The sequence below is a fragment of the Flavobacterium chungangense LMG 26729 genome, from assembly GCF_000735715.2.
GTDB lineage: Bacteria > Bacteroidota > Bacteroidia > Flavobacteriales > Flavobacteriaceae > Flavobacterium > Flavobacterium chungangense.
In genome coordinates this window covers 82,802-96,540 of the sequence record NZ_JASY01000013.1, presented here as the reverse complement: position 1 = coordinate 96,540, position 13,739 = coordinate 82,802, and the positions used below count along the sequence as shown (strand labels likewise).

Here is a 13,739-nt window from a genome sequence, read left to right as displayed (position 1 = left end):
CTCTTATTATTAAAATTAAACATCAAAAAAATCATTTTCAATAGCTCAAATTTGTAATTTTACATTTCAACCTACAGTTTTTCCAAATGAATCCGAACATTGAAACAAATCCGTTATTAGAAAGATTGCCCAAACATTTAAAGCAATTCATCAAACCTCAGGATTATAGCGATTATACCTCCATTAATCAGGCGGTTTGGCGTTATGTGATGCGTAAAAATGTAGATTATTTGTCGAAAGTAGCCCATCATTCGTATTTGGATGGTTTGAAAAAAACCGGAATTGAGATTGACTCCATTCCAAGCATGTATGGAATGAACCGAATTCTGACCGAAATTGGCTGGGCAGCAGTTGCCGTAGACGGATTTATTCCACCAAACGCTTTTATGGAATTTCAGGCCTATAATGTTTTGGTTATCGCCTCGGATATCAGGCAATTAGAACATATTGAATATACTCCCGCTCCTGACATTATTCACGAAGGTGCCGGCCACGCTCCTATTATCGCGAATCCAGAATATGCTGAATATTTACGTCGATTTGGAGAAATTGGCTGTAAAGCCATTTCATCTCATAAAGATTATCAGATGTATGAGGCTATTCGACTGTTGTCAATTTTAAAAGAAGCCGAAGACACGCCTCAGGAAAAAATCGAGGAAGCCGAAAAAGCAGTTGCCGATTTACAAAACAATATGGGCGAATTATCTGAAATGGCCCAAATTCGAAATCTACACTGGTGGACGGTTGAATATGGCTTAATCGGAACTATTGAAAACCCTAAAATTTACGGCGCCGGACTACTTTCCTCAATTGGCGAAAGTGCTCACTGTATGACTGATAATGTGAAGAAAATCCCTTATGATATTTCTGCTGCCAATCAAAATTTTGATATTACACAATTACAGCCTCAGTTGTATGTAACACCTACTTTCTCGCATCTGAGTCTGATTTTAGAAGAATTTGCCAACAAAATGGCTTTGCGTACCGGAGGTTTGTCCGGAATTCAAAAACTGATTCAATCGAATGCTTTGGGAACAATTGAACTGAGTACCGGTTTACAAATTTCAGGTATTTTTACTAATGTTATTGAAGAAGAAGGAAAACCGGTTTACATTCAGACAACAGGAAAAACAGCTTTATCATACCGTGAAAAAGAATTGGTAGGTCATGGAACTTTAACCCACTCACACGGATTTGGAAGCCCGATTGGAAAACTCAAAGGTTTCAATTTAGCCATTGAAGACATGAGCCCGAAGGATTTGCAGGCATACAGCATCGTAGAAAACGAAACTGTTAAACTGGAATTTGAAGGCAATATCATAGTTGAAGGAGAAATTATTACCGGTTCAAGAAATCTTCATGGCGAAATTATCCTGATTAGTTTTAGAAATTGTACCGTAACACATGGCGAAACGATTCTGTTTCAGCCGGAATGGGGCAATTACGATATGGCGATTGGTAAAAAAGTAGTTTCTGCTTTTTCCGGTCCAGCCGATGTAAATAGTTTTGACCTGATCAATATTGTTCCTACAACTAAAACCATAAAAGCAAAACATACAGAAGAACGAGATGAATTGGAAGTTTTATATTCAACAGTAAGAAATATTCGTAATAATGGAGATTCTAAATCTGAACTCCAATCGGTTTTTGAAAAATTAAAAAACAATCACCCTAAAGACTGGCTGCTTGCAGTTGAAATCATAGAACTTTTGAAAGATTCTGACGAAAAACAGCTTTTACAGGAAGTTCTGGATTATTTGGAGCAATTAAAAGAAAAACGTCCTGAAGTAGCACATTTAATTTTGGGTGGACTGGACTTGATTTTTGAAAAAGTTTTATAAACTAATCTCTCAAAGGCAAAGAGTAGCAAAGTTTTTAATCCATTTTTGTCATTTCGAGGGACGAGAAATCTCCGTAACGAAAATCCAATCTTTGTAGAGCTTCTTGCGAAGATTTCTCGTTCCTCGAAATGACAAGATTGTCGAAACCCCCTCAACTTTTGAACATTAAATTACAACTTCAAATCCTGATTAAGCTCACTCTCCGACTCAATGGTTTTTCCATTATATTCCAATTTCCAGCCCATTGAATTTGTTAGAATTAAAATCTTAGACAATTCGCTTATTAATCTGTTTTGGGCATTCGTCTTAAGTGTAGATTTATCAATTTTCTTAGCCAGATTAGCTTTTACGGATTTATTGATTTTATTGTAATCATCGCCCGTAAAAGGATTCAGTTTACTTTGCTCCACATCATAAAACTGAATATCAGGATTGATTGTAATTTCTTCTTTCGGGATATTGAGGATTGTAATTGTTTTGTTTTTTTCGTCAATATCATATTTCATTTTGTGCAAATCGTAGGCAACTGTAACATTTGCGTTTACCACAATAAGTGCTTTCTTTTCAAAAGAAAGCATATCCATCAAATACTTCTGCTGATTTTTATACGTGATGACTTCAGAAAAATGCCCTTCGGTAACCACCAGTTTTCCAACATTCAAAATTTGCTGCTGAATCAGATTGGTGTTATACTCAATTCCGGCATCATCATTTTTTTTGAATTCACAATATTTGAAAGCCAAAATAATGGCAAGTACAATTCCGGCACCAACTATAATTCTCTTAAGCATAATCTGGATTTAATATTTATAATGATAGCTAATTTAATACTTTTTTAAGTAGAATTCCTTACGATTCTAAAAACGATTTTGATGTAATAATTTAGTCAACATTGGAATTATGTAAGATAATCAGCTTTTTACATAAGCACTAAAACGTACTTGTCACATATTTTTGTAAAAAATGAATTTAACCTGCAAAATTTAAATGTTATGATTGAAAAAATTAAGGAGTTACCAGAAAACATGATTGGTTTTAAAACAGCTGGTCACGTAGTTAAAGGCGATGTTGATTTTGTTAAATCAGAAGTTCGTCTTTTAATTGATGAAACATCAAAACTTAATTATTTATTATTTTTTGATAATTCTCCAACTGATTTTGCATTAGGTGCATGGCTTCACGAATCCTTGTTAAGCATAAAAAACATAACAAAATGGACGAGAGCTGCTATTGTAACAGACTGTCAGAGAATGATCAATTTTACTAAAGTTTTCAATACAATAATGCCGGGAGAATTCAAAGGATTCAAAAAAGAAGATTATATGCTCGCCATAGACTGGACATCAGAAAAAATAGATTTGGATTAAAATATAAAAATTATGAAAGAGGATTTAAATAATAAAGAAGCAGTCGATAAATTAATTTCGTTAGTCAAAGAAATTAATACAGCCATTTTTGTAACTGAATTAACAAAAACTCCTCTTCAGGCCAGACCCATGAGCGTTCAGGAAATTGATGATCAGGGAAATTTGTGGTTTATCAGTTCCGCAACAAGCAATAAGAATTTTGAAATTCTAAAAGACGATCAGGTTCAGTTGTTTTTTGCCAATAATTCAAGTTCACAGTATATTTCCATCTACGGAAATGCAACCATATATACAGATCAGCAAAAGATAGATGAATTATGGACTCCGGTTGCCAAAGCCTGGTTTGAAGAAGGCAAAAAAGATCCGAATGTTACGGTTATAAAAGTCACCCCATCAGATGCTTATTATTGGGATACAAAAGACGGTAAAATAATTTCACTGATTAAAATGGCAGGATCAGCATTATTTGGAAATACAACAGATATTGGTGTCGAGGGAAAACTAAAACTATAAAAAAAGAGAGACTCAACGTCTCTCTTTTTTTTATTATAAATTATTTGCATTCAATTCGTCAATTACTTCTTTAGTCAATTGCAGGCTTTTTAATTTAGCCTGATGATCAAAAATTGGGCTTGTAATCATTAATTCATCAATTTTAGCATAATCAATAAATTTTTTCAAATCTATTGCTATTTGCTTTTTACTTCCCACAAAAGAACCTCCGGTCATCTGATTGACATGAAAACGTTCTTCTTCGCTCATAATGTCATCAAGGGAATCTACAGGCGGCTGAAGTCCTTTGCGGTCATTTCGAATTAAATTCAAAAACATTTGATATAAACTTGTTGAAAGCTTTTCGGCTTCTTCATCTGTATCGGCAGCAATAATATTTACGCAGGCCATTGTTTTCGGTTTATCCAAAACTTTTGAAGACTGGAAATTGTTACGATAAAATTCGAATGCCTGCAGCATTTGGCGTGGTGCAAAATGTCCGGCAAAAGCATATGGAAAGCCGTACGAAGCCGCTAAAGAAGCACTTTCCATACTGGATCCCAAAATCCAGATAGGCACTTTTGTTCCTTCGGCAGGAAAAGCACGCACTTTTGCAGTCGCATTTTCTTCAGAGAAATAATCCTGAAGTTTTGATACGTTCTGCGGAAAGCGCTGTGCCTGTTCGAAGAAATCTTTTCGAATTGCTTCAGCAGTTGGCTGATCCGTTCCGGGAGCTCTTCCCAGACCTAAATCAATTCTGCCAGGATACAATGTTTCTAAAGTTCCAAATTGTTCAGCAACAATTAAAGGCGAATGATTGGGCAGCATAATTCCACCGGAACCTACACGGATGTTCTCGGTCTGACTGGCAACATATCCAATTAAAACTACAGTTGCGGTACTGGCTACATGTGCCATATTGTGGTGTTCGGCAAGCCAAAACCTTTTATATCCTAAAGTATCTGTTAATAGGGCAATTTCTTTTGTTTTATTTAATGTTTCAGCTGCATTGCTGTCATTGTTGATAATAGCGAGTTCTAATATGGAGAGTGAAATTGGATTTTTCATGTAAATAAATATCTTTTTACAAAATTAATTCATTTAGAATGAAAGCATAAATTCTGTAATGTTAATTGAATTATAATATTTTAATTCAGACAAAAAAGAAGTTACTCAAATGATTTAAAACTTAAATTTGTACATCAAAATACCAATTCGGTTTTAGCTTATCTGCAAATGACACACAAAATTTTAATTATAGACGACGAAGAAAAACTGAGAAGTCTATTGGCGCGCATTATAAAATCGGAAGGATTTGAAGTTTTTGAAGCAAAAGATTTAAAGTCTGGTTTTAAAAAACTGGAGCAAACGGATATTGACGTTGTTTTGTGTGACGTAAAACTGCCTGACGGAAATGGTGTTGATTTTCTTCAAAACATAAAAGGAAGTTTTCCTTTAACAGAAGTTATTCTGTTAACTGCTTTCGGAAATATTCCAGACGGCGTTCAAGCAATGAAAAATGGCGCTTTCGATTATATTGTAAAAGGCGACGATAATGATAAAATTATTCCGCTTCTTTATAAAGCTGTCGAAAAAGTACATTTACAGAAAAAAGTACAGCAATTAGAAAAACGTATTAACGATAAATATTCTTTCAATACCATTATTGGAAAATCGAAAGGAATTGAACAAGTTATTGATCTTGCTCAAAAAGTAGCCAAAACAGATTCGACTGTTTTACTTACCGGCGAAACCGGAACTGGAAAAGAAGTTTTTGCACAGGCCATTCACGAAAATAGTAATCGTGTTGGGAAATCTTTTGTGGCATTAAACTGCAGTACTTTTACAAAAGAAATTTTAGAAAGCGAACTTTTTGGTCATAAACAAGGCGCTTTTACGGGAGCTGTAAAAGATAAAAAGGGTTTTATTGAAGAAGCGAACGGCGGTACTTTATTTCTGGATGAAATTGGAGAAATGCCAATTGATCTTCAAGCCAAATTATTGCGTGTTTTAGAAACTTCCGAATATATTCCGGTTGGCGATACGACTCCAAAAAAGTCAAATTTCAGATTAATTGCCGCTACAAATAGAGATTTAAAAACAGAAAGTGATGAACATCGTTTCCGTTCTGATTTGTATTTCCGCTTAAATATCTTCGAAATAAAACTGCCATCTTTACGAGAAAGAATTAAAGATATTGGCGTTTTTACGCATCATTTTGTGAAACAATTTTCTGAAAAAACGAATAAAAAAACATTAAATATATCAGATGATTTTCTGCAGAAATTAGAAAATTATTCCTGGCCGGGGAATATCCGTGAACTTAAAAATATCATCGAGAGATCCGTTATTTTGAGTAATGATGATACTTTAACATCAGATGTTCTGCCTTACGAAATGCAGCATCAAGCGGAGAAAAATACAAAATCAATGTCGGCTTTCTCTATGCAGAGTGTTGAAAAACTGCATATTCAAAAGGTTTTAAATTATACAAAAGGAAATAAAGCCGAAACGGCTAGATTATTAGAAATTGGGATTGCGACTTTGTATAGAAAGTTAGAAGAATACCAAATTCAATAACAATTGCAAAATTCAATTGCAATATCAAACTCAAAGGAGAGTACATTTTCCAATTCACAATTCACAATTCATAATTAAATAAAGCTTATCATTTCAATAAAAGCTTATCATTTTGATAGGCTTTTTTTATGCCTGATTTTTGGCATAAAACTACATTCCTTTTATTGACAGCACTTTAGCTGTAACATCACTTTTTCGGAACATATTTTGGCATAAGGAGAGAGAACATTAAAAATTCATTCCAAATGAAAAATCAAGTCACCTCAATCTACAAACAAGCTGAACGCTTTGCCGAGATAACCAAAAAATCTATTATTTCTGGAAACATCGTTCGTGCCAAAAAATGCCTTGCTCTTGCCGAACGCCTATTTATTAGTGGAAGCATCGAAACTAAAAATGTCATTTCTAATGTGTACGTTTTTTCGGTTTCTTCTTTTATGGAAATGCGCCACTGCAATATTTCACATCTATTTCCTCAAACGCTTAAAGCAGAATATATCAAACAGGTTAATGCTTCGGGAGTTTAGTGTGAAATGTTGTTTGTGAGATGTAAGATGTACTGATCACTTTTCACAAATAACATTTTACTTCTCACATTTCACAAATCTAAAATAAATCATATGATCACTTTTCTTTTACTCGGACTGGCCGTTGTGCTGTTTGCCATTTGTTTTCTCTCTGTTGAATTTTTTGAAAAAATCTAAATCATGACCGCATTATTTATCATCTCAATCGCCGTTTTCGTGTATTTGGTTTATGTATTAATCAAACCCGAAAAATTTTAATAATGTAAAAAGTATAAGTGAGATGTTAGATGTTGTAAAGCTCACTTCTCACAAATCACATTTTACTTTTTACAGTCCACATTTTACAAAAACTCACATATTATGAACACAGAATTATTAGGCGTCATTGGTATTTTCATCTTAACCATTGTTTTAGCGATTCCTTTAGGAAAATATATTGCTAAAGTTTATTTGGGAGATAAAACACTTTTTGACCCGATTTTCAATCCAATTGAAAAATTTATTTTTAAAATCAGCGGCATCAATTCCACTGAAGAAATGAACTGGAAACAACACTTAAAAGCACTTTTAAGTATCAATATGGTTTGGTTCTTTCTTTGCTTTTTTGTCTTATTATTTCAGGGATCTTTACCTCTTAATCCTGATAACAACCCCTCTATGACGCCTGATCTGGCATTTAATACTGCTATTTCATTTTTAGTCAATTGTAACTTACAGCATTATTCAGGCGAAAGCGGGGTTTCTTACCTTTCGCAAATCGTCTTGATGTTTCTTCAATTTGTTTCTGCTGGTATCGGAATGGCTGCTGCCGCTATGATTTTTACAGCAATGAAAGAAAGAACGACAGAACAATTGGGTAATTTTTACAATTATTTCATCAAAAGCTGTACTCGTATTTTATTACCGCTTTCAGCAATTGTGGCTATTGCATTAGTTTTTAGCGGAACTCCAATGACTTTTGAAGGCAAAGATGCTATTACAACACTTCAAGGCGATCATGTAGAAGTTTCTCGCGGACCAGCTGCAGCTTTTATTGCTATTAAACATATTGGTACAAATGGTGGTGGATTTTTTGGAGCCAACTCAGCGCATCCATTAGAAAACCCAACTTATTTTACTAACGGAGTGGAGCTTTTGGCGCAAATGATTATTCCGTTTGCCATGATTTTTGCTCTTGGATTTTTCCTAAACAAAAGAAAATTATCAAACATCATATTTGGTGTAATGACGGTTGGATTTTTACTTCTGGTTGTTCCAACCGTTATGAGCGAAATCAACGGAAATCCTGCTATCGAAAAAATAGGCATCGCACAAACAACCGGAGCGATGGAAGGAAAAGAAGTTCGGTTTGGTCCCGCAATGTCAGGTTTCTGGAGTATTGCTACAACGGTAATTTCTACAGGTTCTGTAAACAGTATGCACGATAGCTCGATGCCTGTTTCTGGAGCTATGCAATTATTATCTATGATGGTGAATGCCTTTTATGGCGGATGTGGTGTGGGTATTTTAAACTATTATATTTTCATTATTCTGGCTGTATTTATCTCCGGATTAATGGTTGGTCGAACTCCTGAATTTTTAGGAAAGAAAATCGAAGCTCGGGAAGTAAAAATTGCTGCTTTTATCGCTATTCTTCATCCTTTATTAATATTAGCCGGAACTGCTTTAGCTTCTTATTTTGCTGCACATGATACCGCAATGGGCTATTGGTTTAGCGGCAACGCAACAGGCTGGTTAAATAATCCAGGTAATCACGGATTCTCAGAAATGTTATACGAATACACTTCAAGCGCTGCCAATAATGGTTCTGGCTTTGAAGGTCTGGGAGATAATAATCCGTTCTGGAATATCACTACAGGAATTGTGTTACTGTTAAGCCGTTTTATTCCAATCATTGGCCCATTGGCAATTGCAGGTTTACTGGCAGGTAAAAAATACATTCCAGAGAGTGCAGGAACTTTAAAAACCGATACCTCAATTTTCGGAATCATGACTTTTGCTGTAATCGCAATTATCGCTGCTTTATCATTCTTTCCAGCGTTGGCGCTTGGACCTTTAGCAGAATATTTTGGTATGTAAAATGTGATTTGTGAAAAGTGAGATGTGAAAAAAAGAAATCAAATTAACTCTCATAATAACAGCTTACATCTCACTTTTAACATCTCACAAAAAATCATAAACGTGTTTCAAGATTCTTAATTAATCCTTAAATAAGTTTTCCTATGATATCTAATTTTTCAATCAATTGTTCACATTCTTTTTCGTTGAAAAAATCTAATTCCTTGCTTAGTAGAATCAAAGTATCGAGTTCTGATAAAGAACCTAGCGAAATATGTAAAAAATGGATAAATTCTTTTGTTCCTTTTCTTGCTGCTCCTTCTGCAATATTAACAGGTACAGAAACAGAAGCTCTACGGATTTGAGAAGTAATTCCAAACTTTTCCTCAGAAGGAAATTGCCTTGTAGCAAAATAAATTTCTTTAACGAATTCAAAACTTTTAATCCATGAATTCAATTTCTTGTGTGGTTTCATATTTAAATAATTATTTACAAAAGCAGGAAATTTCACATTTTACATTTAACATTTTACACAACAAAAAATGACAACTAATAAATCCACATCATTGTTTGAAAGTAAACAGGTAAAAGAAGCCTTAGCGCAGTCTTTTGTGAAGCTTAATCCAAAAATGATGATCAAAAATCCGGTAATGTTTACCGTAGAAATTGGAACAGCTATTATGTTTGCTGTCTGCATTTCAATATTAATGGGTGCAAATGATCAGGGAAGTTTTACTTATAACCTAATTGTATTTTTAATTTTACTGGCAACGCTTTTATTTGCCAATTTCGCCGAAGCTATTGCCGAAGCAAGAGGAAAAGCACAAGCCGACAGTTTAAGAAAAACACGAGAAGAAACTCCTGCAAAACAAATTTTACCTAACGGAGAAATTAAAAACATTAGTTCTTCGGCATTAAAAAAAGACGATATATTCGTTTGCGAAGCCGGTGATTTAATTGCTGCCGATGGTGAGATTATCGAAGGTCTGGCTACCATTGACGAAAGTGCCATTACCGGAGAAAGTGCTCCTGTAATCAGGGAATCTGGCGGAGATAAATCTTCGGTTACCGGAGGAACAAAAGTATTATCTGATAAAATTAAAGTAAGAGTGACTTCTGAACCAGGCGAAAGCTTTTTAGATAAAATGATTGCTTTGGTTGAAGGTGCGAGCCGTCAGAAAACACCAAACGAAATTGCCTTAACCATTTTATTAGCCGCATTTACTTTAATCTTCGTGATTGTGTGCGTTACGCTAAAACCGTTTGCCGACTATGCCAACGCACCCATCACGATTGCGGCTTTCATTGCTTTGTTCGTTTGTTTAATTCCAACTACAATTGGAGGTTTACTTTCTGCAATAGGTATTGCGGGAATGGACAGAGCGTTGCGTGCTAACGTAATTACAAAATCGGGTAAAGCGGTTGAAACTGCCGGAGATATTGATGTTTTACTTTTGGATAAAACAGGAACCATTACCATTGGAAACAGAAAAGCAACTAATTTTTATCCAACAAAAGGAATCTCTTTTGATGATTTCGTGAAATCGGCTGTTTTGAGTTCGCTTGCAGATGATACCCCTGAAGGGAAAAGTATTTTAGAACTTGGTAAAATGTTAGATGTAAATAGTAAAATGCAGTCAGACATTTCACTTCTTACAGAAAACATCTCACACAGTATAAAATTTACTGCCGAAACCAGAACTTCTGGAGTCGTATTAAAAGACGGAACCAATATTAGAAAAGGAGCACAAGATGCTGCAAAAAACATTGCGCAGCAAGCCGGAAATTCTTTTCCAGAAGATACTGCCCAACAAGTTATTACCATTTCGTCTAACGGAGGAACTCCGCTAGTTGTTATAAAAGACAATGTAGTTCAAGGTGTTATCGAACTTCAGGATATTATCAAAACCGGAATGAAAGAACGTTTTGAGCGTTTGCGAAGAATGGGAATCAAAACGGTTATGGTTACAGGAGATAATCCGCTTACGGCTAAATTTATTGCCGAAGCTGCCGGAGTTGATGATTTTATTGCCGAGGCTAAGCCTGAGGATAAAATGAATTACATCCGAAAAGAACAGGCTGAAGGAAGATTAGTTGCCATGATGGGTGACGGAACAAATGATGCTCCTGCCCTTGCCCAAGCGAATGTTGGAGTTGCCATGAACAGCGGAACTCAAGCTGCAAAAGAAGCCGGAAACATGGTCGATCTTGACAATGACCCAACGAAACTAATTGAGATTGTTGAAATTGGAAAACAACTTTTAATGACTCGAGGTACTTTAACTACTTTTTCTATTGCAAATGACGTTGCGAAATATTTTGCTATTGTTCCTGCTCTTTTTATTACTGCGATTCCTGCGCTGCAAGGTTTAAATATTATGCACTTGCATAGTCCTGAAAGTGCCATTTTATCGGCTGTAATTTTCAATGCGATTATCATTCCGATATTGATTCCGCTTGCGCTGAAAGGTGTTGATTACCGACCAATTGGAGCAAGTGCAATCCTTAAAAGAAACCTTTTGATTTATGGCCTTGGCGGATTGATTGTGCCTTTTATCGGAATTAAAGTAATTGATTTACTGGTAGCATTATTTATGTAAGGTTCTGAGATGCTAAGATTCTAAGGGGCTAAGGTTTTTCTCTTAGAATCGTAAAATCAAGGAATCTTTAAAAACTCAAATTAAAAACATGACTTCGATTTGCTAAGCTTCTGAAAAAAAACTTAGAACCTTAGCAACTTAGTCCCTTAGAATCTTCAAAAAAATGAAAAATCTATTTTCTATAATAAAACTTACTGTGGCTACTTTAATTTTGTTCGCAGTTATTTATCCTCTTGCGATTTACGGAATCGCACAATTGGCTCCGAATCAAGGAAAAGGAGAAACGATTTCGGTTAATGGAAAAGTAGTTGGTTATCAAAAAATCGGACAGAAGTTCGATAAATCAAATTATTTCTGGGGAAGACCTTCTGCGGTTGATTATAACGCGGCAGGAAGTGCCGGAAGTAACAAAGGGCCGAGCAATGCTGAATATTTGGCGTTGGTTCAAAAGAGAATTGATACACTTTTATTGGTTCATCCTTATTTGAAAAAATCTGAAATACCAGCTGATATGGTTACAGCTTCCGGAAGTGGTTTAGATCCGAATATTTCTCCGCAAGGGGCTTTGATTCAGGTAAAACGAATTGCTAAAGAAAGAAAACTGGATGAAGCTAAAGTAAAATCTTTGGTTGAATCTAAAATTAATAATGCCATTGTTGGCCCAGAAACAGTGAATGTTTTGGAATTGAATGTGGCGCTGGATGCGCTTCGCTAGAAAAGGTACTGAGGTTCTGAGTTGCTAAGGTTCTAAGGTTTTCTATGCGCATTCTTGTCATTTCGACGAAGGAGAAATCTTCGCAAGAAGCTCCGCAAAGAATGTCAAATCTGTGGTGATCTAGCAACGAAGATTTCTCCTTCGTCGAAATGACAAACTGTGGCGAAAATTGGAATCGAAAAACTGAATTCTACAATTGATACCTAACAGGTTTTTAAAACCTGTTAGGATATAAAACTTATTATAATACAAAAACGCCTTTTTTACCCCAAATGCCCTAGCCCCGATAGAAACGAAAATCCTTTTGTTTGGGGGTTTCAAACAAAAGATTGTAGTGGATAGCGGGAAATAGCTCCTAAAAATCTACTAATAAATAATAGAATACCACAAAAATGAAAAAAATAATACTTACTGCTTTAATCGCTTTTGGTTTTAGCAATTTACATGCACAAGAAGAATCAAAAAGTCCGCTGACATTTTCAGGATATGTAGACGCTTATTATAGTTATGATTTCGGGAAACCGGAAAATCATACTCGGCCAAACTTTTTTTACAGTTATAATAAAAGCAACGAGGTAAACCTGAATTTGGGAATGGCGAAAGTGAATTATTCGAAAGAAAATATTCGGGGGAATTTTGCCTTGATGGCGGGAACTTATGCCGAATATAATATGGCTGCCGAACAAGGTTTATTGAAAAATGTTTACGAAGCGAATGTTGGTGTAAAAATTTCGAAAAGTCATAATTTATGGATTGATGCAGGAATTATGCCTTCGCATATTGGTTTTGAAAGTGCGATTGGAAAAGATTGTCAGACTTTAACAAGAAGTATTTTGGCTGAGAATTCTCCTTATTATGAAACGGGAGTTAAAATTGGTTATACTTCTGAATCTGGAAAATGGTATTTGGCTGGTATTTACTTGAATGGATGGCAGAGAATTGAAAAAGTAGAAGGCAATCAAACGCCTGCTTTTGGAACTCAAATTACGTACAAACCATCTGATCGGGTTGCTTTGAACTGGAGTACTTATGTTGGAAATGAACAATCGGATATTGATAAAAAGTGGCGTTATTTCAACAACTTTTACGGGCAGTTTAAAGTAACGAAAAAGACAAATATTACAGCTGGTTTTGATATTGGATCTCAGCAATCGGCTAAAGGAAGTGATAAATATGATACTTGGTTTTCGCCAGTTTTGATTCTGCAATACAAACCAGTTGACAAAATTCAGCTTGCAGTACGCGGTGAATATTATAGCGATGAAAAAGGTGTAATTATCGCGACTGAAACACCAAACGGTTTTAAAACTTACGGATTTTCGGCTAACTTTGATTACTTAGTTACTGATAATGTTATGTTTAGAATTGAAGCTAGAAATCTTTCAAGCAAAGACGAAATCTTTACCAATAAAGACAATTTTTCAACGGATACGAACACGTTTGTAACGACTTCGCTGGCGATTTCTTTTTAGTATCGTGAAATGTTTTTTGTAAAATGTAAGATGTACTAAACATTCCACAAGACATTTTACATTTTACAGATAACATCTTACCCAAAT

The 13,739-nt window shown here is 35.1% G+C and carries 13 protein-coding genes; 10 read left to right on the top strand and 3 right to left on the bottom strand.

The window, feature by feature from the left end; translation table 11 throughout:
- The first annotated feature begins 86 nt into the window (after positions 1–86).
- Positions 87–1,841, top strand: a complete 1,755-nt coding sequence (locus JE46_RS18630) for an aromatic amino acid hydroxylase (RefSeq protein ID WP_031456793.1) — start codon at positions 87–89, stop codon at positions 1,839–1,841.
- Positions 1,842–2,011: 170 nt separating this feature from the next.
- On the opposite strand, the gene JE46_RS18625 is transcribed toward JE46_RS18630, so the two are convergent.
- Positions 2,012–2,632, bottom strand: coding sequence for a DUF4230 domain-containing protein (locus JE46_RS18625; protein WP_031456792.1), 621 nt, complete (start codon positions 2,630–2,632; stop codon positions 2,012–2,014).
- Between the two features lie 201 nt (positions 2,633–2,833).
- On the opposite strand from JE46_RS18625, the gene JE46_RS18620 reads away from it, so the two are divergent.
- Both JE46_RS18620 and JE46_RS18615 read left to right on the top strand, forming a co-directional pair.
- Positions 2,834–3,208: a SpoIIAA family protein gene (locus tag JE46_RS18620; RefSeq protein WP_031456791.1), complete on the top strand. Its 375-nt coding sequence runs from the start codon at positions 2,834–2,836 to the stop codon at positions 3,206–3,208.
- Between the two features lie 12 nt (positions 3,209–3,220).
- Entirely contained in the window at positions 3,221–3,721 is a 501-nt protein-coding gene (locus tag JE46_RS18615; RefSeq protein ID WP_031456790.1) for a pyridoxamine 5'-phosphate oxidase family protein, read from the top strand.
- Positions 3,722–3,754: 33 nt separating this feature from the next.
- Here the strand turns inward: JE46_RS18615 and JE46_RS18610 are convergent, their stop codons facing one another.
- Positions 3,755–4,768 carry an LLM class flavin-dependent oxidoreductase gene (locus JE46_RS18610; RefSeq protein WP_031456789.1) on the bottom strand — a complete coding sequence of 338 codons (1,014 nt, stop codon included), beginning with the start codon at positions 4,766–4,768 and terminating at the stop codon, positions 3,755–3,757.
- A gap of 168 nt (positions 4,769–4,936) precedes the next feature.
- On the opposite strand from JE46_RS18610, the gene JE46_RS18605 reads away from it, so the two are divergent.
- From JE46_RS18605 to kdpA, 4 genes are all read left to right on the top strand, one after another.
- A complete protein-coding gene (locus tag JE46_RS18605; RefSeq protein WP_031456788.1) occupies positions 4,937–6,280 on the top strand; it encodes a sigma-54-dependent transcriptional regulator in 1,344 nt (447 codons plus the stop codon).
- Positions 6,281–6,525: 245 nt separating this feature from the next.
- Positions 6,526–6,807 (top strand): DUF7674 family protein, encoded by a 282-nt coding sequence (locus tag JE46_RS18600; protein WP_031456787.1) that lies wholly within the window; start codon positions 6,526–6,528, stop codon positions 6,805–6,807.
- Positions 6,808–6,987: 180 nt separating this feature from the next.
- Positions 6,988–7,065, top strand: a complete 78-nt coding sequence (gene kdpF, locus JE46_RS23880; RefSeq protein WP_081909388.1) for a K(+)-transporting ATPase subunit F — start codon at positions 6,988–6,990, stop codon at positions 7,063–7,065.
- A gap of 102 nt (positions 7,066–7,167) precedes the next feature.
- Positions 7,168–8,886: a potassium-transporting ATPase subunit KdpA gene (kdpA, locus tag JE46_RS18595; RefSeq protein WP_031456786.1), complete on the top strand. Its 1,719-nt coding sequence runs from the start codon at positions 7,168–7,170 to the stop codon at positions 8,884–8,886.
- Positions 8,887–9,013: 127 nt separating this feature from the next.
- On the opposite strand, the gene JE46_RS18590 is transcribed toward kdpA, so the two are convergent.
- Complete coding sequence (locus tag JE46_RS18590; protein WP_031456785.1) at positions 9,014–9,340, bottom strand: four helix bundle protein; 327 nt, start codon at positions 9,338–9,340, stop codon at positions 9,014–9,016.
- 67 nt (positions 9,341–9,407) lie between these two features.
- Here JE46_RS18590 and kdpB point away from each other — a divergent pair, with 67 nt between their 5' ends.
- From kdpB to JE46_RS18575, 3 genes are all read left to right on the top strand, one after another.
- Positions 9,408–11,465, top strand: coding sequence for a potassium-transporting ATPase subunit KdpB (kdpB, locus tag JE46_RS18585; RefSeq protein ID WP_031456784.1), 2,058 nt, complete (start codon positions 9,408–9,410; stop codon positions 11,463–11,465).
- A 163-nt stretch (positions 11,466–11,628) separates the two neighbouring features.
- Positions 11,629–12,180, top strand: a complete 552-nt coding sequence (locus JE46_RS18580; protein ID WP_031456783.1) for a K(+)-transporting ATPase subunit C — start codon at positions 11,629–11,631, stop codon at positions 12,178–12,180.
- A gap of 392 nt (positions 12,181–12,572) precedes the next feature.
- Complete coding sequence (locus JE46_RS18575; RefSeq protein ID WP_031456782.1) at positions 12,573–13,652, top strand: porin; 1,080 nt, start codon at positions 12,573–12,575, stop codon at positions 13,650–13,652.
- The last annotated feature ends 87 nt before the right edge of the window (positions 13,653–13,739 follow it).